This is a genomic window from Ancylobacter defluvii (genome assembly GCF_018390605.1).
In the GTDB taxonomy this organism is placed as follows: Bacteria; Pseudomonadota; Alphaproteobacteria; order Rhizobiales; family Xanthobacteraceae; genus Ancylobacter; species Ancylobacter defluvii.
The window spans coordinates 34,449-55,849 of the sequence record NZ_JAHBGD010000017.1 but is presented as its reverse complement, the minus strand read 5'-3'; the positions used below and the strand labels follow the sequence as shown (position 1 = coordinate 55,849).

The following is a 21,401-nucleotide window of genomic DNA, read 5'->3' as shown; positions in this document are numbered from 1 at the left end:
CTGCTCTCGCGCCCCGCTATTTCCAGCGCCGGTGGAAGCGAGGGCCGAGCGAGGTCAGCACCTCGTAGCCAATGGTCTGCGCGTGCGCTGCAAGGTTGTCGACGCCGATACCCTCGCCAATTAGCGTCGCCCAGTCGCCGGGGCGGACGGCATCGTCCGGGAGGTCGGTGATGTCGACCGTCATCAGGTCCATGGAGATGCGCCCGACGAGCGGGCAGCGCCGGCCGGCGATCGCCACCTCGGCGCCCCGCCGCGCATCCGAGGAGCCGGCGAGGCGGGGAATGCCGTCGGCATAGCCGGCGGCGAGGATGGCGATCCGCGAAGGCCGCCGCGCCGTCTGCACCGCGCCATAGCCGATGGTCCCGCCTTCATGCACCTCACGGATCTGCGCGATCCGCAGGTCGAGCCGCACCACCGGCCGCAGCGGCGCGACATCCCTGCGGGCACGTCCGCCATAGAGCGCGATGCCGGGCCGCACCATGTCGAAATGCAGCGCGTTGTCGCCGAGCGCCGCCGCCGAATTGGCGAGCGAGGCACGCACGTCGGGGAACAGCGCGGCGACGGCGCGGAAGTCCTCCAGCTGGCGGGCGGTGAGCGGGTGGCCGGGATCGTCGGCGCAGGCGAGGTGGCTCATCACCAGCACCAGCGGAAAGCCGAGCTCGTCGCGCCCCTCGGCGAGGTTGATCGCCTCCGCCGGCGACACGCCGAGCCGGTTCATGCCGGTATCGACATGCAGGGCCGCGGGGAGGGGGCGGTCGATCCGGGCGCAATAGGCCCGCCAGCGCTCTATTTCGTCCAGGCTGCCCAGAACCGGCCTGAGATCGTACGCATCGTACGCCTCACTGCACTCGGCGAAGAGGCCGTTGAGCACGAAGATCTCGGCCTGCGGCAGCAGGTTGCGCAGCCGCCGCGCCTCGCAGAGCAGGGCGACGAAAAACGTCCGCGCCCCGGCCGCCCAAAGCGTCGCCGCAACGGGCTCCAGCCCGGTTCCGTAGGCGTCGGCCTTCAGCACGGCGGCGCAGGCAGCGGGAGCCGTGCGCGCGGCAATATCGGTGTAATTATCTGAAATCGCTTGCAGATCGATGGTGAGGCGGCCGCCGGCCTCGGCGCTCTGCACGTTGGAATCAGCCATGGAATACCTCAATCATGCGCGGGTAGGTGATCCTGGCGGGCCAGCGTGGAGAAGCGGGTGAACTGTGCCTCGAACGCCACCTTCACGGTGCCCGTCGGGCCGTGGCGCTGCTTGCCGATGATCACCTCGGCGACGCCCATGGCGGCCTTCATGTCCTGGTCCCACTTGAACCATTCCTCGGTGCCTTCCTTCGGCTCCTTGTTCTTCAGATAGTATTCCTCACGAAAAACGAACATCACCACGTCGGCATCCTGCTCGATCGAGCCGGATTCGCGAAGATCAGAGAGCTGAGGCCGCTTGTCGTCGCGCGATTCGACCTGGCGTGACAACTGGGACAATGCCATGATCGGTATCGCGAGTTCTTTCGCCAGTGCCTTCAAACCGGTTGTGATCTCGGTGATTTCCTGCACGCGACCTTGAGATGAGCTCTTGGATGAACCGGTCAGCAGCTGGAGATAGTCCACGACCATGAAGTCGAGGCCGCGCTGGCGCTTCAGCCGGCGGGCACGGGCGCGCAACTGGGCAATGGAAATGCCGCCGGTGTCGTCGATGTAGAGCGGAATCGTCTGCATCATCTGAGCGCAACTGGCGAGCTTGTCGAACTCGGGCTCGGAGATGTCGCCGCGGCGGATCTTGTAGGAGGCGATCTCGGCCTGCTCGGCGAGAATACGGGTAGCCAGCTGTTCGGCCGACATTTCCAGCGAGAAAAAGCCGACCACCCCGCCATCGGTCGCGCGGATGGAGCCGTCCGGCAGCGTCTCGGATTGGTAGGCCGCCGCGACGTTGAAGGCGATGTTGGTGGCGAGCGAGGTCTTTCCCATCGCCGGGCGGCCGGCGAGGATGATGAGGTCGGAAGGTTGCAGTCCGCCCATCATCTGGTCGAGATCGTCGAGGCCGGAGGCGGTGCCCGACAGGTGCCCTTCGCGCTGGAAGGCGCGGCTCGCCATGTCGACGGCTTCCTTCAGCGCATCGTTGAAGCGCAGGAAGCCGCCATCGTAGCGCCCGGTCTCGGCGAGTTCGTAGAGGCGCTTTTCTGCCTCCTCGATCTGCTGCTGCGGCGTCGAATCAATAGGTGCGTCAAAGGCTTCGTTCACCACCTCCTCGCCGATGGCGATGAGGTCGCGCCGTACCGACAGGTCGTAGATGGTGCGGCCGTAATCCTCGGCATTGATGATGGTGGTCGCCTCGGCGGCGAGCCGGGCGAGATATTGCGGCGCCGTGAGCCCGCCAATGTCGAGCTCGGCGGGCAGGAAGGTCTTGAGCGTCACCGGCGTCGCCACCTTGCCGGCGCGGATCAGGGCGCTGGCGGTCTCGTAGACGGCGGTATGCACCGGATCGAAGAAATGGCGCGGCTGCAGGAAGTCGGAGACGCGATAGAACGCCTCGTTGTTCACGAGAATGGCGCCAAGCAGCGCCTGCTCCGCCTCGATATTGTGAGGAGCCGTGCGGTAATGCGGTTCGGACGCGGCCGCGGGGCGCGCGGGGGAATCGAGCATGACGGTTCCGGGTGCGAGTGATTAGCCGCTAGCTAACGCCGCCCCGGCGCCCGAGTCCGGAGCGAATCGCGCATGGCCATTTTGTCCTGTGGAGCGCCTGTGGAAAGCGGAATCGGCCTTGACCGTGTTCCACCTTCCCTGGCGGTTCCCGACTACTACTCGCCGGCCAGCCGCAGGCCCGGTCGATTCTGCTTCTCCATCGCCTTCAATGCTGCTTCGGCTTCGGTGATGTAGTTGCGGGTCATCGGCACTACGCCCTCGCGCTTGGCGAGCTGGATCTGGAAGATCATCATGCCCTGATGTCGGAACGCCATCTCGGATGCGGCGAGATAGAATTCGAACATTCGTACGAATCTCTCGTCATAGATGCGCTCTACCTCCTCGCGATGGGCGAGGAAGCGTTCGCGCCAGGCCTTCAGTGTCTCGGCATAGTGCAGCCGTAGGAGTTCGACGTCGGTGACAAACAGCCCGGCCCGCTCGATCGCCGGCAGCACCTCGGACAGGGCGGGAATATAGCCACCGGGGAAGATGTATTTGGCGATCCACGGGTTGGTGATGCCAGGACCTTCCGAGCGGCCGATGGAATGGATCAGCGCGACGCCGTCATCCTTCAGCAGCTGAGCGACCTTGGTGAAGTATTCGTCGTAATGGCCGATGCCGACATGCTCGAACATGCCAACCGAGACGATGCGGTCGAACGGGCCGGGGGCATCGCGATAATCCTGCAGCCGGAACTCGGCGCGGTCGGTGAGATTGCGCTCCTCGGCGCGGCATTGGGCAACGCCGAGCTGTTCCTGTGAAAGAGTGACGCCGGTGACGCGGGCGCCGGCATTCTCGGCAAGATAGAGCCCCATGCCGCCCCAACCACAGCCGATGTCCAGCGTGGCGAGATCCGGGCGGTCGAACAGCAGCTTAGCGGCGATGTGGCGCTTCTTGGCGAGTTGGGCGTCGTCAAGCGTCTGGTCCGGGCGCTCGAAATAGGCGCAGGAATATTGCCGGTCGGCGTCGAGAAACAGCGAATAGAGCCGCCCGTCGAGATCGTAGTGATGGGCGACGTTCTTCTGGGCCCTGTCGCGCGGATTGAACTGCGCCAGACGCCGGAACAGAAAACGTAGCTTCATCAATCCCTTGGCCGGTGCGCTCGGCACCTGGAGGCCGACTTGGGACATCAGTAGAGCGAGAATCTCGGCGATGTCGCCACGCTCGATGACGATCCCGCCTTCCATATAGGCCTCCCCGAACTTGAGTTCGGGATCGAGAGCGACCTGCTTCTGCCACGAAGGTGACGTGAAGCGCATGACAGGCGGGCTGCCGCTTCCGTCTCCGAAGATGACTTTCTCGCCTGAGGCGAAGACGACAGTAAGTGAACCACGGCGGATAACGCGCGCGAGCGCGCTCCTGAGCAACCGTTCCATCGGCCGGCTCCACGGTACCAGCAGTCCCGCTCCCGAGACTGCTTGCCCAATCGCGGGGCATGTCTGCATTTGATGCTTTTCATTGCATCACAACATCGCCACCCTCGCAACACTCCGGTTTTCCATTCAGAACGCAAAAAAGCCCGGTCGCGAACGACCGGGCTCAACATTTTGGCGTATGACGTAAGGTTACTTACGTATGGTCAGGCTCAAGCCTGCTCGGCTTCTTCGACCTCGGTCGATTCGATCTCGTCGGCGACTTCCTCGTCCTCATCCTCGTCACGGATGATCGAGAGGTCTTCGCCGCGCGACTGGCGGGCGGCCTCTTCCGCGCTGCGGGCGACGTTCGCACGGACCGTCACTTCCACTTCCGGGTGCAGGGTGACCGGCACGGTGTGGACGCCGATGGTCTTGATCGGATGGTTGAGGACGATCTGCGAGCGAGCGACGGTGAAGCCGGCAGCGGTCAGGCCGTCGGCGAGGTCGCGGCTCGACACCGAACCATAGAGCTGGCCGGTTTCGCCGGCCTGGCGCACCAGTACCACTTCGGTACCGTTGAGCTTTTCGCCGACCTTGGCCGCCTCGTTCTTGAGCTCGAGGTTGCGGGTCTCGAGCTGGGCCTTCATGGACTCGAAGCGGGTCTTGTTGTCCTTGGTCGCGCGCAGGGCCTTGCCCGACGGCAGCAGGAAGTTGCGGGCGAAGCCGTCCTTCACCCGGACCACTTCACCCATCTGGCCGAGCTTGGCCACGCGTTCCAGCAAAATCACTTCCATCTTGGTTCTCCTTCAGTGCATTCGATTCGAAAAATTCATATGTCGTTGGCGGCGGGCGGGCCGCCGCGGCCGCCTTTGCGGGGGAAGCGGGCGCGCACGCCGAACAGGGTTTCGACCAGGCCGAGCAGCGCCAGCGCCGCAAACGGCCAGCCGAGGGCGAGGGCAGCCAGCCACACCGTGCCGATGACAAGGCCACGCCCCGGTGCACCGCGGGTGACCGCATGCACCACGGCGATGCCGAGCAGGCCGAAAGCCAGCAGAAGCGTGGCGGCGAGCAACTCGACCAGCAGGCCGATGAAGCCGGAGGCCACGATCGAGGCGAGGAATGCGCCGGCGAGCAGCGCCGCCGCCGCCTTGGGCAGCACCATCGCCGAGAGGTCCGGCCAGGGACGCATCAGCCGCCCCGACATCCTGGCGACATGGGCGGCAAGCCAGAGATTGACGAGCTGGGTCGCCATGGTCACCACCGCCGCGGCCGGCGGCATCACGGCGACGAGAAGGTCGGCGAGGCGCTCGGCGTCGGGCCCGGCTTCGCCGGCGCGCTCGGTAAGCATGGCGAGAAACAGGCTGCGCAGCGCCGCTTCATATTCGGCAAAGTCGCCGGCAACGAGCGGAATCAGCGAGGCCACCGCCAGGCTGCCGACCACCGCCGCCGCTAGTACCAGGCGGCCGACGGGAAACCATTCAAGCGGCGCGTCCGGCGCGCTCTGCCGCGCCATCAGCGCCAGATAGGCCATGACATAGGCCGGCAGGCCGACGCCGGCGACATAGGCAAGGGTCAGCTCGACGCCGAAGAACAGGCCGGTGAGCACGGCGGCGGTCGACGCGGCGACGAGGGCGGCGAGGTGCGACCAGCCGAGCCCGGCGATCAACACCGGCAGGGGAGCGAGATAGAACAGCGGCACGGCCAAGGCGCTGCCGGTCGCGACGGCGGCAACCATCAGGGCAGACGCCGCACCGGCGCCGAACGCTATGAGCCAAAGCATCATCATCGACGAGCTGTCCCGCTCCTTGGGGCGGTTAGAAGCGGAATCAGAAGTCCGCCTCAGCTGTGGGTCCAACGGGACATCCCGCGGACCGGTCGGAAATATTTCAGGCGAAAGCCCCCGGCATGGTTGCCGGAGGCCGAAAGTCACGCGATCAGCGGATCACGAAAGGCAACAGGCCGAGGAAGCGGGCGCGCTTGATGGCGGCCGCGAGCTCACGCTGCTTCTTGGCGGAAACCGCCGTGATGCGGGACGGTACGATCTTGCCGCGCTCGGAAATATAGCGCTGCAGCAGACGCACGTCCTTATAGTCGATCTTCGGCGCATTGGCGCCGGAGAACGGGCAGGTCTTGCGACGACGGAAGAAGGGACGGCGCGCGCCGCCCGCGGCGGAACCGCCGGTGCTACCGAAAGCCATCATTCACTCTCCACATTGGCGTTGGCTTCTTCGCGGTCACGGCGCGGGGGACGGTCGTCCCGACCACCGCCGAAGCCGCGGCCGCCGCCGCCGAAGCCGCGATCGCCACCGAAGCCGCGCTCGCCACGCTCGCCGCGATCGTCACGATCACGCTTCTGCAGCATCACCGACTGACCTTCCTCAAGCTCCTCGACCCGTATGGTCAGGAAGCGCAGGACGTCCTCGTCGAGCCGCATCTGGCGCTCCATCTCCGCGACGGCCGGAGCCGGGGCGTCGATGTTGAGCAGGGAGAAGTGGGCCTTGCGGTTCTTGCGGATGCGATAGGTGAGCGTCTTCACGCCCCAGTACTCGTTCTTGGAAACGGTACCGCCATTCGCCTCGATCACGCCTTTGAAACGGGCGGTCAATTCCTCGACCTGCTGCGCCGTCACGTCCTGGCGCGCGAGGAACACATGCTCATAAAGAGCCATGTCTCGTGCCTTTCCTTTTGTTTCCGCACTATTGCGGCTATCGTCCCGACGCCGAGCCCTTCGAGCCCCGGAAAGGCTCGAACAATCTCGAAGGCGGGGACACGGGACGCGCGGAACGCACATGGAATTCCGACATCGCGGCAAGCGCGACCGTCCGTTCAGCCCCCGGCCGGGACCGACAGTGCGCGCGCTTATACGCGAAAATGTCGGGAAATCAAGATTGCCGGGGCGGGCCCGCAAGCCTATCCCGGTGCCTTGGTCGCCGTCCGCGAGGGTTGTGCCTGTGGGCGAGCGGCGCCTTCCCGCCGCTTTCGGAGCCGCTCGCGCTTGACAGGGCAGGCGGGCCGGTGTTCCTGCCCGCGCTTAATTCGTTAACCTGCGGACAACATCTGCATGAGCACAGCTTTCGTTTTTCCTGGACAGGGCAGCCAAGTCGTCGGCATGGGCAAGTCGCTCGCCGACAACTTCGCGAGCGCCCGTCTCGTCTTCGCCGAGGTCGACGAAGCGCTCGGCGAGAAGCTGTCCGCGGTGATGTGGGACGGCCCGATCGAGACGCTGACATTGACCGCCAACGCCCAGCCGGCATTAATGGCGACCTCGCTGGCGGCGATCCGCGTGCTGGAGGCGGAGGCCGGGCTCGATCTCGCCCGTGACGCCGCCTTCGTGGCCGGCCATTCGCTCGGCGAATATTCGGCGCTGGCCGCCGCCGGTGCGTTCTCCGTTGCTGACGCTGCCCGTCTCCTGCGCCTGCGCGGTATCGCCATGCAGGCGGCAACTCCGGTGGGCACCGGGGCGATGGCGGCGATCCTCGGCCTCGACTACGACAAGGTGGTCGCGGTGGCCGAGGAAGCGGCGCAGGGCCAGGTCTGCGACATCGCCAATGACAACGCGCCGGGGCAGGTCGTCGTTTCCGGCGACGCGGCGGCCGTCGAGCGTGCCGTCGAGATCGCCAAACGCGAAGGCGCCGCCCGTGCCATTCTGCTTTCGGTTTCGGCCCCCTTCCATTGCCGCCTGATCGCCTCCGCCGCCGAGGCGATGCGTGAGGCGCTCGCTGCGGTTGCCGTTGCGACGCCGAAGGTGCCGGTCGTGGCCAATGTGACTGCCGCGCCGGTAGCCGATCCCGTCGAGATTCGCGATCTGCTGGTGCGCCAGGTGACCGGCACGGTGCGCTGGCGCGAATCAGTGACATTCATGGCCGGCGAGGGCGTGACGCGCCTCGTCGAAATTGGCGCCGGCAAGGTGCTGTCCGGCCTCACCAAGCGCATCGCCCGGCAGGTCGCTTCGACCAATGTAGGCACAGCGGAAGACGTGGCGGGCTTCGCGGTTTCCGCCGCTTCCGCCTGAGCAGCAGGAGTTTTCATGTTCGACCTGACCGGCAAGACCGCTCTCGTCACCGGCGCCACCGGCGGCATCGGCGGCGCCATCGCCACGGCGCTGCATGCGCGCGGTGCCACCGTCGCCATTTCGGGCACCCGCCGCGAAGCGCTGGACGCGCTTGCCGGCGAGCTCGGCGAGCGGGCCGTGGTGCTGCCCTGCAACCTCGCTTCCACCGAGGAGGTGGAGAAGCTGGTGCCGCAGGCTGAGGAGGCGTTCGGGGGCAATCTCGACATCCTCGTCAACAACGCCGGCATCACCCGCGACGCGCTGTTCGTGCGCATCTCCGACGAGGCGTGGGACACGGTGATCGCGGTGAACCTCACCGCCGGCTTCCGGCTGATGCGCGCCGCCGCCCGCAACATGATGCGTCGCCGTTCCGGCCGCATCATCGGCATCACCTCGATCGTCGGCGTTACCGGCAATGCCGGCCAGGGTAATTATGCCGCCGCCAAGGCCGGCATGATCGGCATGTCGAAGGCGCTGGCCAAGGAAGTGGCGGCGCGGGGGGTGACGGTAAACTGCATCGCGCCCGGCTTCATCGCCACGCCGATGACCGACGTGCTCAACGAGAAGCAGCGCGAAGCGATTCTCTCGGCCGTTCCGGCTGCGCGGCTGGGCACGCCGGAGGACATCGCGGCCGCCGCGGTCTATCTCGCCTCCAACGAGGGCGGCTATGTCACAGGCCAGACGCTGCATGTGAATGGCGGAATGGCGATGATCTGACGAAAGCTACTGAAATCCGGGCATTCCAGCGCCGTCCGCGTGCTGGTTTTACCAGATGAAGTGTGCTAACGACCGCCTCGGCTCACAGGGGGCCGGACACCGCGCAGAACAAGCGAGTCGTCCGCGACATCCTCTAATCGGGGCAAATAACAGGTCGTTGTCCGGGGCTTCCGGATGGCGACCGTGATGGAAATAACGTAGCAACCTCCTGATACGGACGAGGGTGAACCGATGAGCGATATTGCCGAGCGCGTGAAGAAAATCGTCGCCGAGCATCTGGGCGTGGAGCCCGAGAAGGTGACTGAGAATGCCAGCTTCATCGACGATCTCGGCGCAGACAGCCTCGACACCGTCGAGCTGGTGATGGCCTTTGAAGAGGCTTTCAATTGCGAGATCCCCGATGACGCCGCCGAGACGATCCTGACCGTCGGCGACGCAATCAAGTTCCTTGAAAAGAACGCCGCCTGAGGGTGGCGAGACGCGGCCGCGATGGCCGGTTTTCCCTCGGGGAGAACGCCGTCGCGGCACGCCGTGCTCCTGGTTCCGGAGAGATTGAATGAGGCGTGTCGTCGTTACCGGCCTCGGCATGGTGACGCCGCTCGGTTGCGGCGTCGAGACCAGCTGGAAGAACATCCTGGCGGGGAAGAGCGGCGCACGCGTCGTCGATAACTTCCAGGTAGATGACCTACCCTGCAAGATCGCCTGCCAGGTTCCGCGCGGCGATGGCTCTGATGGCAGCTTCAATCCCGACCAGTGGATGGAGCCGAAGGAGCAGCGCAAGGTCGACGATTTCATCATCTATGCGATGGCGGCTGCCAAGCAGGCGCTGGACGATGCCGGATGGCATCCCTCGACTTATGAAGAGCAGATCGTCTCGGGCGTGATGATCGGCTCCGGCATCGGCGGCCTGCAGGGCATCGCCGAGACCAGCCTCCTGTTGCAGGAGCGTGGTCCGCGCCGGGTTTCTCCCTTCTTCATTCCCGGGCGCCTGATCAATCTTGCCGGCGGCTATGTGTCGATCGCCCACGGGCTCAAGGGGCCGAACCACGCGGTGGTGACTGCCTGTTCGACCGGGGCTCACGCCATCGGCGATGCCGCGCGCCTGGTCGCGCTTGGCGATGCGGATGTGATGGTGGCCGGCGGCACCGAATCGCCCGTCAGCCGCATCGGCATGGCCGGCTTCGCCGCCTGCCGCGCGCTCTCGACGAGCTACAACGATACGCCGGAGAAGGCCTCGCGGCCCTATGACCGCGACCGCGACGGCTTCGTGATGGGCGAGGGTTCCGGCGTCGTGGTGGTCGAGGCGCTGGAGCACGCGCTGGCACGTGGCGCCAAGATTTATGGCGAGATCGTCGGCTACGGCATGTCCGGCGATGCCTTCCACATTACCGCTCCCTCCGAGGATGGCGATGGTGCCTATCGCTGCATGGGTGCGGCGCTGAAGCGGGCCGGCATCTCTGCCTCCGAGATTGACTACATCAACGCCCATGGCACCTCGACCATGGCGGACGAGATCGAACTCGGTGCGGTGCAGCGTCTGGTCGGCAATGCGGCGGCGACCATTTCGATGTCGTCGACCAAATCGTCGATCGGCCATCTTCTCGGCGCGGCCGGTGCGGTGGAGGCGATCTTCTCGTTGCTCGCCATTCGCGATCAGATCGCGCCGCCGACCATCAACCTCGACAATCCGTCGATGGAAACGCCGATCGATCTCGTTCCGCATAAGCCGCGCGAGCGGCAGGTGGAATATGCTTTGTCGAACTCGTTCGGCTTCGGTGGCACCAATGCGTCTTTGGTGTTCAAGCGCTACGCGCACTGATCGAGCGTCATCGATCGTACCTTAGGGGAGGTCGCGAGCCGGCTTCCCGCTTTCGCCATATTTGGAGGTAGTCTGCCTCCTGCGTTGCGCGGTCCCGCGGACGCTGCGGTCTTATCCTAAGGGTGAGGTCGTGGATTCAGCAAATGCGGCATGGTCCGCCCGGCGGGTTCGACCGATCCGTGCGGTACAGGCTTTTGCGAGGTCGCCATGACAGACGAGAACTCGCCGCCCCCCGGATCCACTCCCGCCGAGACGCCACCCGCTTCGCCGCCGTCGGAAGCCGCGAGTGCTGCTCCGCCTCCGCCGCGGCGTCCCGCCAAGAAGGCGAAGCCAGGCCGCAGGGCATCGGATCGGGCGAATCACCCGCTGGTGGTGGCCGGAAGCGCCGTGTTCACCCTGTTGCTCGTAGCCATCCTGCTCGGTGGGGCGGCGTTCTGGATCGGCAAGTCGCGCTATGTCGCACCGGGTCCGCTGACGGCCGACACCAGGCTGATCATTCCCGGCGACTACGGGCTGATGGACATTGCCGATCTGCTCGCCGCCAAGGGGCTCATCAACGATAAATGGGTCTTCGTCGCCGCGGCGGTGGGCACCCGGTCCTCAGGCAAGCTGAAGGCGGGGGAATATGCTTTCGTTGCCGGTGCTTCCTCGCGGGACGTGCTTGATACCCTCGTGTCCGGCAAGGTGATCGAATACAACCTCACCATCCCTGAAGGACTCACCAGCGACCAGATCGTCCAGCGGCTGGCCGAGTTCGAGGTGCTGTCTGGCACGGTGCGCCAGACCCCGCGCGAGGGCAGCCTGCTGCCCGAGACCTACAAGGTCACCCGCGGAACCTCGCGTGAGGACATATTGCGGCGCATGGCGCGTTCGCAGCAGGCGGTGCTGCAGGAAATCTGGCAGAAGCGCGATCCATCGGTCCCAGTGAAGACCCCGGAGGAACTCGTCATCCTTGCCTCCATCGTCGAGAAGGAGACGGGCCAGCCCGACGAGCGGCCGCGCGTCGCCGCCGTGTTCGTCAACCGGCTCGACAAGAAGATGCGGCTGCAGTCCGATCCGACCATCATCTATGGCCTTGTGCGCGGCAAGGGACGGCTGGAGCGGCCGATCACCCGTGCCGATATCACCACGCCGACGCCGTTCAACACCTACGCTATACCGGGCCTACCTCCGGGGCCGATCGGCAATCCCGGCCGCGCCTCGCTGGAGGCTACTGCCAATCCGGCAAAGACCAAGGACCTCTACTTCGTCGCCGACGGCACCGGTGGGCACGTCTTCGCGGAGAACCTCGAGCAGCACAACCGCAACGTGGCACGGTGGCGGCAGATCGAACGCCAGCAGCCGGCGGCGGCCGGCGTTTCCGGCAATACCGGCGCACCGCCAGCGGATTGAGCGCCATGACGGCTTGAGAGCTACGGCGTCGCTGGCTATGGTCCCGCCCTCCCGAAGAGTTCGGGCGGGGAGTGGGGTTGATGGCGCTGGCCAGTATGACGGGGTTCTCACGTACACAGGGGCTCTCGGGCGCCTGGAGCTGGGCGTGGGAACTCAAATCAGTCAACGGCAAGGGGCTGGACCTGCGCCTGCGCATGCCGGTGGGCTGGGACATCCTTGAAGCGCCGCTCAAAGCCATTGCCGCTGGCCGGCTGTCCCGCGGCAACATCAACGCCAACCTGACCATGACGCGCAGCGATTCGGCCGTCAGCGTACGGGTCAATGAAGAGGTGTTGCGTGCGGTGGCGGCCACGGTTTCGCGGATCAGCCGCGAGATGGGCGCGCCGCCAGTACAACTGGAAAGCCTGCTTGGCCTTAAAGGGGTGCTGGAAATCGCCGAAGCCGAGGACACGCCGGAACAGCGCAAGGCGGCGGAGGCGGCGGTGACTGCCGGCTTCGAGGCGGCGCTCCATGCGCTCATCGACATGCGCGCCAGCGAGGGAGCAGCCCTCGGTGCCGTCCTCAACGAACGCCTCGACGGCATCGAGCGGCTGACGGCGGCGGCCGAAGCCAATCCAGCCCGTCAACCGGAAGCGATCCGCGCCAAACTCGCCGAGCAGATCGCCGCATTGACCGGCGGCGGCAAGGCCTTCGATCCGGATCGGCTGCATCAAGAGGCGTTGCTGCTTGCCAGCAAGGTCGATGTGCGCGAGGAACTCGACCGGCTGGTCGCCCATGTGGCGGCCGCCCGTGCCATGCTGGCCGAGGGTGGACCGGTGGGGCGGCGGCTCGATTTCCTCGCCCAGGAATTCAACCGCGAGACCAATACCCTGTGCTCCAAGGCCAATGACGTGTCGCTGACGGCGATCGGGCTTGAGCTCAAGGGGATCGTCGAGCAGTTCCGCGAACAGGTCCAGAATATCGAGTGACGCGCATGATCCCGGCCCGAACCGAAATCTCCATCGCCCGGCGCGGGCTGATGCTGGTGCTGTCCTCGCCGTCCGGGGCCGGTAAGTCGACCCTGGCGCGGCTGTTGCTGGAGAAGCACCCCGAGATCCATCTCTCGGTGTCGGTGACGACGCGCGAGCGCCGGCCGAGCGAGGTGGAGGGGATCCACTATCACTTCGTCAGCCGTGATCGCTTCGAGCGGCTGCGCGATACCAATGACCTGCTCGAATCGGCGGAGGTGCACGGCAATTTCTACGGCACGCCGCGCGAGCCGGTGGAGGCGGCGCTTGCCGCGGGCCGCGACGTGCTGTTCGACATCGATTATCAGGGCACGCTGCAGCTGTACGAGAAGATGCGCTCCGACATTGTTGGCGTGTTCATCCTGCCGCCGTCGGCCACCGAGCTGAAGCAGCGGTTGGAGCGCCGCGCCGAGGACGCCTCCGGGGTGATCGAGAAGCGGCTGAAGAACGCCCGCACCGAGATTGCCCACTGGACGGAATACGACTACGTGCTGGTGAATCAGGATCTCGACAGGACCTTCACTTCCCTGCGCAACATCCTTGCCTCCGAGCGTCTGCGCCGCGAGCGCCAGCTCGGCCTGCCGCCGATCATCGAGCGGTTGGACGAGGAACTGGCTGGGCTCACAGACTGACAGATACCTTGCCGGTGCGCAGCGCGGTGAACGCGTTGGCGAGAGCGACGAAGCCTTCCACCGACACCTGCTCGGCGCGTTCGGTCGGCTCGATGCCGGCGGCTTCCAACAAGGCGAGCGGATCGACGCCGAGGCTCTTCAGGCTCTGGCGCAGCATCTTGCGGCGCTGGCCGAAGGCCGCCTCGGTGACCCGCTCCAATATCCGCCTGTCGCAGGGCAGGGGCACGGTCCGCGGCACGATATGCACCACCGAGGACGTGACTTTCGGCGGGGGTACGAAGGCGGAAGGCGCCACATCGAAGGCGATGCGCGCCGTGGCTCGCCAGCCGGTGAGCACGGCTAGACGCCCATAGTGATCGGAGCCGGGCGTGGCGACGATGCGTTCGGCCACCTCGCGCTGGAACATCAGCGTCAGGCTCTCATAGAAGGGTGGCCAGGGCTCGGCCGAGAGCCAGCCGACAAGCAGTGGCGTGCCGATATTGTAGGGCAGGTTGGCGACGATGCAGGATCGGCCCGCGGCCCGCGGCGCGAAGTCGGTGGCGAGGGCGTCCCCCTCGATGATCTCCAGCCGGCCGGGATAGTGCGCAGCGACCTCATTCAGCGCTGCGATGCAGCGCGCGTCTCTCTCGACCGCCACTACGTGCTTCGCGCCGAGAGCCAGCAAGGCACGGGTAAGGCCGCCAGGACCCGGTCCGACCTCGAACACTGTCATCTCCTCCAGCGTGCCGGCTGTGCGGGCAATGCGGGAGGTGAGGTTGAGGTCGAGCAGGAAATTCTGACCGAGCGACTTCAGCGCGGACAGGCCGTGGCTGCGGATGACGTCGCGCAGTGGCGGCAGGTCGTCGATGGCGCTCATTCGGCGGCGTCCGCCCTGGCGTCGGCGCCGGCGAGGCGGTCGGCGAGGCGGATTGCCTCGATCAGGCTCGACGGATTGGCGCGCCCGGTGCCGGCAATGTCGAAGGCGGTGCCATGATCGGGCGAGGTGCGCACGAAGGGCAGGCCGAGGGTGACGTTGACTCCGGTATCGAAGGCCAGCGTCTTCACCGGCGCCAGCACCTGATCGTGATAGGCGCCGATGACGACGTCATAGGTCCGTCGCGCCGCGGCGTGGAACAGCGTGTCGGCCGGCAGCGGTCCGCGCGCATCGATTCCGAGGGCGCGCAGGGCATCAACGGCGGGCCGTGTGATTTCCTCGTCTTCGCGACCGATGGTGCCGTCTTCACCGGCATGCGGATTGAGCCCGCATACCGCGATGCGCGGGGCGGCGATGCCGAAGCGTCGGATGAGGTCGGCGGCGGCTATGCGCCCGGTCTCCACCAACAATTCGACGGTGAGAAGGCGCGGAACGTCGGTGATCGGCACATGGATAGTGGCCGGGATGACCGCCAGTTCAGGCGACCAGATCATCATCACCGGCCGCGGCGCCGGCGTGCCGCACAGATGCGCGAGATACTCGGTGTGACCGGGAAAAGGGAAGCCGTTGGCATAAAGCACCGACTTGGCGATCGGATTGGTGACGATCGCCCGTGCCTGGCCGTTGCGGACCAGAGCAACGGCGGCATCGATGGCAGCCTGCGCTGCCGGGCCGCTCGACGCGTCGGGCCGGCCGGGTGTCGCGGTGACGGTTGGCCCGGTGGGAACGACCGGGAGGGCGGCTGCAAAAGTGGCCGCGGCGTCGTGTGGGTCAGCCTCGACAATATCGAGCGCAAGACCGAGATGCTTGGCGCGGGCGGCGAGGCAGGCCGGATCGCCGGTGACGAAGAAGGGCGGCAGCCGCAGCTCTTGCCGTCGCAGCCAGGCCGCCAGCACGATGTCCGGCCCGATACCCGCCGGTTCGCCCAACGACAGCGCGAGCGGGGAGGAGAGGGCGCTCATCGACGCGTGTCAGCGATACTGGATCATGGCGCTCTTGCGCGCTTCCGCAAGCAGGCGGGCCGATTGGGTCTCGAACTGCTTGCTCTGCAGTTCGTTGCGGACCTCGCGCTTCTGCGCACTCTCGCCGACGACCTCGCGGCGGCTACAGACGGCAACCATCTCGATGCCGGCCTGCGTCACCTCCGGCTGGGTGGTCTGGCCGACCGGAGTATCGTCCATGATCTTGCGCAACGCCGGAGGCATGTCGGCCGAGGTGCGGATTACCGGATCACGCACCACGGTCTCGCGCAGCTGGCGGGCGGCGGCGACGCCGGCGTCGCAGTCGGTGAAGGACCGGCGCAGAGCATTCGCCTCGGCTATGCGCTGCGAGCGCAGTGCCGGCGGGGCGGTACGCGAGACGACGAGGACGATCTGGCGCACGGTGTATTCAGTGGTGCGCTGGGCCTTGGCGACATCGGCGCCCTTGGCGTTCAACGCGGCGAAGATGTCGGAATCGCGCACCGTGGTCGCCGACGAGAAGCGCCCGCGCACATAGTTGTTCCACACATAGTCCGCCCGCATCTTCTGCTTGAGGATGCGGGCATCGATACCTGCCTGCGACAGCGCCTGGGTGAGCTGCTCGGATGTACGGCCGGAACGGCTCGCCATGTTGGCGAACATCTTGTTCACTTCCGCGTCATCGATGGTGATGCCATAGCGATTGGCGGTGAATATCTTCAGCCGCTCGTCGATCAGCTCCTCCAGGGACTGCTTGCTGTTCAGCGACCGGCGTTCGGTAAGCTGGATGAGCTTGATGCGCTGGCTGACGTCGAAGCTGGTGATGGGGTCACCCTGCACCATCACGACGATCTGTTGAGCCTTGGCCGGTGAGGGGGCCAGGAACGCTGGCAATGCAAGGCCGGCGCATAGCAGGGCCGCGCGGGAAATGCCCTTGAATGAACGGGACGCGGGGGTCGAATGGATGCGCGAAACCTGCTTGCGATGACCCTTCGTAAGCATAGCGCAACCCTTCTCCCTTTTTCCGGCGGACCCTACCGCGATCATGGCTGTTCTGGCCGTTGGTTGTGGCGTCAATGCGACGCTCCGGACGGCGTCGTCACTCGGACGAAGAACTGTCGCCGACGCCGGTCGAGAAGCCGACAGTCCCGAGCGTACGCAGGGTGAGGGTCAGCAGCACGGTGTCGACGCGCTCACGGTTGCCGCTCTCGGTATAGTCCGACTTGTAGCTCAGGGTGATGCCGAAGCACTCGTCCATGTAGCTCACGCCGAACAGCGTGTAGTCGATCTCATCGACCTGGAAATTGTAGCGGGCGGCTGCCTGCAGGCTCCAGTTCTGGTCGATCTTGTAGCTGCCGGTGCCCAGCACGCCCTCGCGCTGCTCATAATAGCCGAGCAGCGGCTGAGCGGCATAGAGACCGTAGATGGCGCCGACCGTCAGCTTGTTGATGGTGGCGCGGCCTTCGACCTCGTAGCGCTCGACCGCCCAGTCGTCTTCGGCGAAGCGGAAGCGGTTGATCAGAGCGAAATTCTGCGTCGGGGCGTAGTAGAGGCGTGCCACATAGTCGGACAGGTCGTCGTCGAGACCGGATTCGAGGCCGGTATTGGCCATGTCGCCGATCGCGTACGAGTTCTGCCCGGCCAGCTGATAGGACTGGCCGATGAGCGCGTTCACCTGCCCGACGCCGCCGATGAAGGCGTTGTACTGGATGCCGTAGTTGACACGGCTGCCACCCTCGACCCGGTCGTAGCCGGAGAACTTGTTGATCTCGAACAGGTTGGTGTCGTCGAAGATCAGGCTCTGCGCGTCTTCATTCGGGAACTGCCCGATGTCGGTCTCATTCGGCCGTACGATGATCTGGGCGATCGGCTCGATGGTCTGGGTGCCCCACTTCTCGGTGGACATGAAGGGGTAGCGATATTCGAGGCCGATGGCGGGCATGGCGCGGACGAGCGACTGGTCGCTGCTCGACAGCCACGGATAATCCTGTTCCTCGGCCTGCACCGAGGCGACATCCACCTGGGCGTTGAGGAACGGCGTCCACATCTGGCCGGCATCGTCGATGAAGGTGCGGCGCCAGTTCGCGACGCCCGACAGACGCGTATAGCTGCCGGCCATGCCGCGCATCAGGCAGTCCTGGCGCTGCTGGGCGGGGTCGGCTCCGACGGCGTTCAGGTCGCACTCGTTGGTTGCGCCCTGAATGATCTCCGGCACGACAAACGCCGCGGAGGTGGCGCGCAGGTCGACTTCCTGGCGGGTCAGGGCGGTAAAGTTGAAATCGTAACTGAACTCGCCGCCGAATACCGACTGGTCGAGGGTCTTGCTGTAGTCCAGGACGCCGACGATCGGCAGCTGGTCCTGGTCGTCATATTCCGTGAGGCCCTGGAAATACATGCCGCGCAGATCGAAATAGGACCGGTCTCCCTGACCGACCAAATAGAGCTGCGAGGTGACCTCTTTTACATTGTCGTTGATGAACTGGTAGTCTTCGAGGAAGGTCTTGTCTGACGTCAGCCAGCCGTCCCAGCCCCAGTACCAGTTCTGGTTGATGTTGAAGCGGCCATGCGTCTCGACGAAGCCGCGATTGTCGCGATAGCCCGGCGTCCCAAGGAACTCGTCCTTGTCCATCTGGTCAATCCAGGCGCCGCGCACGCTGTAGGTTCCGGTCTCCAGCCGGTGGCGGAATTCGGCGTCGAGCACCACACCCTGCTTGGAGACGAGGAGCGGCGAGAACGTCACGTCCATATTGGGCGCGATGTTCCAGAAATACGGCACCGTGCCGCCGAAGCCGATCTCGGACGTATTGATGAACTGCGGCATCAGGAAGCCCGACTTGCGTTTGACGGTCGGGTCCGGAGCCTCGAGATAGGGCACCCATGCAATCGGAACGCCGAGAAACTCCAGGCTGGCGTTCTGGAAATAGATGGTCTGCTCTTTTTCCTTGTGGATGATGCGCGCAGCCTTGATCTGCCAGAGTGGCGGCTTTTCCGGATTCGTTTTGCACGGTTCGCAGGGCGTGTAGGCGCCGCTGGTGAGCACCGTGGTGTCACCGCCCTCGCGATCGGCGCGAGCCGCGGCGAAATGCAGGTTATCCGGCGTGTCGATACGCAGCGAGTTGACGAAGCCGTCAGCGAAATTTTCCGACAGATTGAGGCTCTCGGCGGCGATGACCTTGCCGTCCTTGTCCTTCAGCCGCACGCCGCCTTCCGCCTTCAGACGGTTGTTGGCACGATCATAGACGACGCGTTTCGCCTCAAGCACGGCGCCGTCGTAATAGATCTGCACGTTGCCGTCGGCGATGACCTCGTTGCGGTTGTAGTCATAGACCAGCTCATCCGCCGTCACCAACATCTTGGCGTTCGGATCGGTCTGGCGCTGGGTCAGCAGCTCGCGAGCGGCAGCGGTGTTTGCCTCCTGGGCAATAGCTCCGCCTGCCGGAGCGAAGACGCCCAGCGCACTGCACAAAATCGTCGAGAACAGCCAACTGGCGAGGCGCCTGCGATGCCCTTCGGACACCGGGGTGACCTTGCCAATGTAGCCGGCTGGTACGCGGCCGACCTTCATCCGTCCTCCCGGTGAAGCAGGATGAGAACCCCCATCAATGCCCCAACGACTGCTGGAAACCACGCTGCGATAATGGGATGCACGATCCCAACCTCACCAAGATCCTCGGCGAGCTTGGTCGATACATAAAGCAGAAACCCCGCGGCCACGCCACCGAGAATCGTCTGCCCGATGCCGCCGAAGCGGAACACGCGCAGGCTGACCGATGCGGCGATGAGGACCATCGCCAGCAGCAGAACCGGCCGTGCCAGAAGGCTTTGATACTGCAACCGATAGCGCTCGGCACCGAAGCCGACGCGGGTCGCCGCCTCGATCGCCTCAGGCAGATCCCAGAACGACACGGTCTCGCTCTGCAGGGTCTCCTGCACCTGATCGGGGGTGAGATTGGTTGCGACCATGTAGGTATCGTAGTTCTGAATGCCTATCGTGGGGGTAAGGACCCGCACTTCGTTGAGTCGCCAGGCCCCCGCTTCCAGAACGGCGTTGCGGGCCTCGATCCGTTCCACCAGCTTTCCATCGGAACCGAACAAGAAGACGTTAACGCCGGATAATTGGCGCCCGCCCCCGGTCTGGGCGGCTGCCTCGATGATGGCTTGGCCGTCGACGCTCTGTTGGCGGATCCAGAAGCCGCTATTGGTCGAGGCGAACAGGCCGGTCTGGCGGTTGAATATCTCCGCTTCGATGCGATTCGCACGCTCCTTGAAGTCGGCGGATATCGGATTGTAGAGCGTGGTCGAGAGAATCCCGAGCGCCACCGCGCAGATCGCTGCCGGCGAGATGAACTGCCAGGCCGAGATGCCGGCGGCGCGCGCCACCACCAGTTCCAGCCGCCGCGACAGGGTGAGGAACGTGCCGATGGCGCCGAAGAGCACGGCGAAGGGCAGCAACTGCTCGGTGAAGAATGGCGCCCGGTAGATGGTGAGCAGGAACAGGGTCAGCGTGTCGATGTCCCTCTCGCCCACGCGCCGCGACATCTCGAGGAAGTCGATGAGCATGATGAGGAACACGCAGCCGAAAAAGATGCCGAGCACCGAATTCAGGAATCGGCGGGCGAAATAGATTCCGAGCGTGCGTCCGATCACCGCATCGCTCCCATCGTCCGAATGATACGCATGCGGGTCAGTTCACGGTCTCGCGCACGACGCGCTGGGCGAGGGCATCGAGCCGGCGCCGAATCGCCTCGGGCATCCGTGGCTTGAAGCGGCCACTGAGCGAGAGCGCCGAGCCGACGATGACGAGGATCGGCACCAGATAGACGAAGGGTACCAGGCCGGCATTGTTGCGCACCTGCTGAATGAGCCCGAAGCTGAGCACCTGCAGGGTGATCACAAAGGGCGCGGTGGCGGCGAGGGCGAGCCCGCGTCCTTCGCGGGTCGTGCGGGGCTCCGCCAGCGCCGCCGCCGCGATGCCGAAGAAGGCAAGCACATAGAGCGGCAGCGACAGCCGACGGTGGATCTCCTCGGTGAAGCGGCCGGGATCGCGTTGATACGCCGGATCGTCGGCGGGAGGGCTCAGCAGTTCGCGGAAGCTGCGTTCCGGCGCGCGATAGACCGGGCTGTCGCTCCCGGCGGTGAAGGGCGACAAGTCGAAGGCGTAGCGCTGGAACTCGACGACGTTGCTGTCCTGCTTGCCAGGGGTGCGGCGGTGGATCGCGCCTTCCTCGAGAATCAGGAACGTGCCTTTCTCGGTGTCGACGATCTGCCCGCGATCAGCGAGATAGGTGCTGATTTCCTCGGGGTTTCGCGCGTCGTTAATGAAGATGCCGCCCAGCACGCCGGTGGTGTTGCGCTCCCGCACGTTGAACACCATGCCCGGTGCCAGGGTGGTGAAGCGTCCCGGCTGGGCGATGAAGGCGACCACGTCCGCGCGTACGCGCGTGATCTCATAGCGGAACTGCCGCAGAGCCGCCGGCACCAGCTCCATGGAAAGAGCGGTGCAGAGTGCGGCGACCAGGACCGCCAATATGATCAGCGGGCGCAGGAACCGGATGGTCGAGATGCCGGCGGCGCTGGAGACGACGATCTCCGAATCGCTGTTCATGCGGAACAGTGTGTGGGCGACCGCGAGGAACAGAGCTGCCGGCGCCAGCGCCAGCACCAGCGCCGGCAAGGCGAGGCTGGTGATGAAGACGAAGGCAAGGATGGTCTGCCCCTGGGTCGTCATGATGTCGAGTTCGCGCAGCGCCTGGGTGATCCAGATCATGCCGGCCAGCACGGCCAGCGTGCCGACGAACGCCGTGCCCGCCGAGCGGAACACGTAGCGATCAAGGCGGGTCATCAATGGGCGTTCCTCATCATACCTTCCGAAACGTCCCCTGCGACCAT

General features: G+C 65.4%; 20 protein-coding genes. 7 read left to right on the top strand and 13 right to left on the bottom strand.

Translation table 11 applies throughout. The annotated features are described in order from the left end of the window. Positions 1-16: 16 nt before the first annotated feature. The 7 genes from alr to rpsF all read right to left on the bottom strand — a co-directional run bounded on the left by alr (position 17) and on the right by rpsF (position 6,690). Positions 17-1,132, bottom strand: coding sequence for an alanine racemase (gene alr / locus KHC24_RS11935; RefSeq protein ID WP_213363500.1), 1,116 nt, complete (start codon positions 1,130-1,132; stop codon positions 17-19). Between the two features lie 8 nt (positions 1,133-1,140). Continuing rightward, entirely contained in the window at positions 1,141-2,628 is a 1,488-nt protein-coding gene (locus tag KHC24_RS11930; protein ID WP_213363499.1) for a replicative DNA helicase, read from the bottom strand. Positions 2,629-2,783: 155 nt separating this feature from the next. Next, positions 2,784-4,043, bottom strand: a complete 1,260-nt coding sequence (locus KHC24_RS11925; RefSeq protein WP_213363498.1) for an SAM-dependent methyltransferase — start codon at positions 4,041-4,043, stop codon at positions 2,784-2,786. A gap of 209 nt (positions 4,044-4,252) precedes the next feature. Next, positions 4,253-4,816 carry a 50S ribosomal protein L9 gene (gene rplI / locus KHC24_RS11920; protein WP_213363497.1) on the bottom strand — a complete coding sequence of 188 codons (564 nt, stop codon included), beginning with the start codon at positions 4,814-4,816 and terminating at the stop codon, positions 4,253-4,255. 35 nt (positions 4,817-4,851) lie between these two features. Next, positions 4,852-5,757, bottom strand: coding sequence for a DUF2232 domain-containing protein (locus KHC24_RS11915; RefSeq protein WP_246546837.1), 906 nt, complete (start codon positions 5,755-5,757; stop codon positions 4,852-4,854). Between the two features lie 199 nt (positions 5,758-5,956). Continuing rightward, the gene (rpsR, locus tag KHC24_RS11910) at positions 5,957-6,220 is read right to left on the bottom strand and encodes a 30S ribosomal protein S18 (RefSeq protein WP_213363885.1); all 264 of its coding nucleotides are present in this window, start codon (positions 6,218-6,220) and stop codon (positions 5,957-5,959) included. Further along, positions 6,220-6,690 (bottom strand): 30S ribosomal protein S6, encoded by a 471-nt coding sequence (gene rpsF / locus KHC24_RS11905; protein ID WP_213363495.1) that lies wholly within the window; start codon positions 6,688-6,690, stop codon positions 6,220-6,222. The genes rpsR and rpsF overlap by 1 nt, the downstream gene beginning before the upstream one ends. A gap of 393 nt (positions 6,691-7,083) precedes the next feature. On the opposite strand from rpsF, the gene fabD reads away from it, so the two are divergent. From fabD to gmk, 7 genes are all read left to right on the top strand, one after another. Next, a complete protein-coding gene (gene fabD, locus KHC24_RS11900; protein WP_213363494.1) occupies positions 7,084-8,034 on the top strand; it encodes an ACP S-malonyltransferase in 951 nt (316 codons plus the stop codon). 15 nt (positions 8,035-8,049) lie between these two features. Beyond that, positions 8,050-8,790, top strand: coding sequence for a 3-oxoacyl-[acyl-carrier-protein] reductase (fabG, locus tag KHC24_RS11895; protein ID WP_213363493.1), 741 nt, complete (start codon positions 8,050-8,052; stop codon positions 8,788-8,790). Between the two features lie 231 nt (positions 8,791-9,021). Further along, the gene (locus KHC24_RS11890; protein WP_013165911.1) at positions 9,022-9,258 is read left to right on the top strand and encodes an acyl carrier protein; all 237 of its coding nucleotides are present in this window, start codon (positions 9,022-9,024) and stop codon (positions 9,256-9,258) included. An 88-nt stretch (positions 9,259-9,346) separates the two neighbouring features. Next, positions 9,347-10,609, top strand: a complete 1,263-nt coding sequence (gene fabF, locus KHC24_RS11885; protein ID WP_213363492.1) for a beta-ketoacyl-ACP synthase II — start codon at positions 9,347-9,349, stop codon at positions 10,607-10,609. Positions 10,610-10,996: 387 nt separating this feature from the next. Further along, positions 10,997-12,001 (top strand): endolytic transglycosylase MltG, encoded by a 1,005-nt coding sequence (mltG, locus tag KHC24_RS11880; RefSeq protein WP_271180670.1) that lies wholly within the window; start codon positions 10,997-10,999, stop codon positions 11,999-12,001. Positions 12,002-12,081: 80 nt separating this feature from the next. Beyond that, complete coding sequence (locus KHC24_RS11875) at positions 12,082-12,969, top strand: YicC/YloC family endoribonuclease (RefSeq protein ID WP_213363490.1); 888 nt, start codon at positions 12,082-12,084, stop codon at positions 12,967-12,969. Positions 12,970-12,974: 5 nt separating this feature from the next. Beyond that, positions 12,975-13,640 carry a guanylate kinase gene (gmk, locus tag KHC24_RS11870; protein WP_213363489.1) on the top strand — a complete coding sequence of 222 codons (666 nt, stop codon included), beginning with the start codon at positions 12,975-12,977 and terminating at the stop codon, positions 13,638-13,640. Here gmk and rsmA read toward each other — a convergent pair. From rsmA to lptF, 6 genes are all read right to left on the bottom strand, one after another. Continuing rightward, a complete protein-coding gene (gene rsmA, locus KHC24_RS11865) occupies positions 13,630-14,496 on the bottom strand; it encodes a 16S rRNA (adenine(1518)-N(6)/adenine(1519)-N(6))-dimethyltransferase RsmA (RefSeq protein WP_213363488.1) in 867 nt (288 codons plus the stop codon). The genes gmk and rsmA overlap by 11 nt on opposite strands. After that, positions 14,493-15,515 carry a 4-hydroxythreonine-4-phosphate dehydrogenase PdxA gene (gene pdxA, locus KHC24_RS11860; RefSeq protein WP_213363487.1) on the bottom strand — a complete coding sequence of 341 codons (1,023 nt, stop codon included), beginning with the start codon at positions 15,513-15,515 and terminating at the stop codon, positions 14,493-14,495. Before pdxA ends, rsmA begins: the two co-directional genes overlap by 4 nt. A gap of 9 nt (positions 15,516-15,524) precedes the next feature. After that, entirely contained in the window at positions 15,525-16,355 is an 831-nt protein-coding gene (locus KHC24_RS11855; protein WP_246546835.1) for a peptidylprolyl isomerase, read from the bottom strand. A gap of 256 nt (positions 16,356-16,611) precedes the next feature. Beyond that, entirely contained in the window at positions 16,612-19,077 is a 2,466-nt protein-coding gene (locus tag KHC24_RS11850; RefSeq protein ID WP_213363485.1) for an LPS-assembly protein LptD, read from the bottom strand. Beyond that, positions 19,074-20,159 (bottom strand): LPS export ABC transporter permease LptG, encoded by a 1,086-nt coding sequence (gene lptG / locus KHC24_RS11845; protein WP_213363484.1) that lies wholly within the window; start codon positions 20,157-20,159, stop codon positions 19,074-19,076. The genes KHC24_RS11850 and lptG overlap by 4 nt, the downstream gene beginning before the upstream one ends. Positions 20,160-20,196: 37 nt before the next feature. After that, the gene (gene lptF / locus KHC24_RS11840) at positions 20,197-21,354 is read right to left on the bottom strand and encodes an LPS export ABC transporter permease LptF (RefSeq protein ID WP_213363483.1); all 1,158 of its coding nucleotides are present in this window, start codon (positions 21,352-21,354) and stop codon (positions 20,197-20,199) included. Between the last annotated feature and the right edge of the window lie 47 nt (positions 21,355-21,401).

Excerpts from the sequence above, each read along its gene's own strand:
- rpsR (WP_213363885.1), bottom strand. The coding sequence starts at position 6,220 with ATGGCTTTCGGTAGCACCGGCGGTTCCGCCGCGGGCGGCGCGCGCCGT.
- lptF (WP_213363483.1), bottom strand. The coding sequence starts at position 21,354 with ATGACCCGCCTTGATCGCTACGTGTTCCGCTCGGCGGGCACGGCGTTC.
- rpsF (WP_213363495.1), bottom strand. The coding sequence starts at position 6,690 with ATGGCTCTTTATGAGCATGTGTTCCTCGCGCGCCAGGACGTGACGGCG.
- KHC24_RS11855 (WP_246546835.1), bottom strand. The coding sequence starts at position 16,355 with ATGGTGCAGGGTGACCCCATCACCAGCTTCGACGTCAGCCAGCGCATC.
- fabG (WP_213363493.1), top strand. The coding sequence starts at position 8,050 with ATGTTCGACCTGACCGGCAAGACCGCTCTCGTCACCGGCGCCACCGGC.
- KHC24_RS11890 (WP_013165911.1), top strand. The coding sequence starts at position 9,022 with ATGAGCGATATTGCCGAGCGCGTGAAGAAAATCGTCGCCGAGCATCTG.
- KHC24_RS11875 (WP_213363490.1), top strand. The coding sequence starts at position 12,082 with ATGGCGCTGGCCAGTATGACGGGGTTCTCACGTACACAGGGGCTCTCG.
- pdxA (WP_213363487.1), bottom strand. The coding sequence starts at position 15,515 with ATGAGCGCCCTCTCCTCCCCGCTCGCGCTGTCGTTGGGCGAACCGGCG.
- KHC24_RS11930 (WP_213363499.1), bottom strand. The coding sequence starts at position 2,628 with ATGCTCGATTCCCCCGCGCGCCCCGCGGCCGCGTCCGAACCGCATTAC.
- fabD (WP_213363494.1), top strand. The coding sequence starts at position 7,084 with ATGAGCACAGCTTTCGTTTTTCCTGGACAGGGCAGCCAAGTCGTCGGC.
- KHC24_RS11915 (WP_246546837.1), bottom strand. The coding sequence starts at position 5,757 with ATGGTTGCCGCCGTCGCGACCGGCAGCGCCTTGGCCGTGCCGCTGTTC.
- gmk (WP_213363489.1), top strand. The coding sequence starts at position 12,975 with ATGATCCCGGCCCGAACCGAAATCTCCATCGCCCGGCGCGGGCTGATG.
- alr (WP_213363500.1), bottom strand. The coding sequence starts at position 1,132 with ATGGCTGATTCCAACGTGCAGAGCGCCGAGGCCGGCGGCCGCCTCACC.
- KHC24_RS11925 (WP_213363498.1), bottom strand. The coding sequence starts at position 4,043 with ATGGAACGGTTGCTCAGGAGCGCGCTCGCGCGCGTTATCCGCCGTGGT.
- rsmA (WP_213363488.1), bottom strand. The coding sequence starts at position 14,496 with ATGAGCGCCATCGACGACCTGCCGCCACTGCGCGACGTCATCCGCAGC.
- fabF (WP_213363492.1), top strand. The coding sequence starts at position 9,347 with ATGAGGCGTGTCGTCGTTACCGGCCTCGGCATGGTGACGCCGCTCGGT.
- rplI (WP_213363497.1), bottom strand. The coding sequence starts at position 4,816 with ATGGAAGTGATTTTGCTGGAACGCGTGGCCAAGCTCGGCCAGATGGGT.
- KHC24_RS11850 (WP_213363485.1), bottom strand. The coding sequence starts at position 19,077 with ATGAAGGTCGGCCGCGTACCAGCCGGCTACATTGGCAAGGTCACCCCG.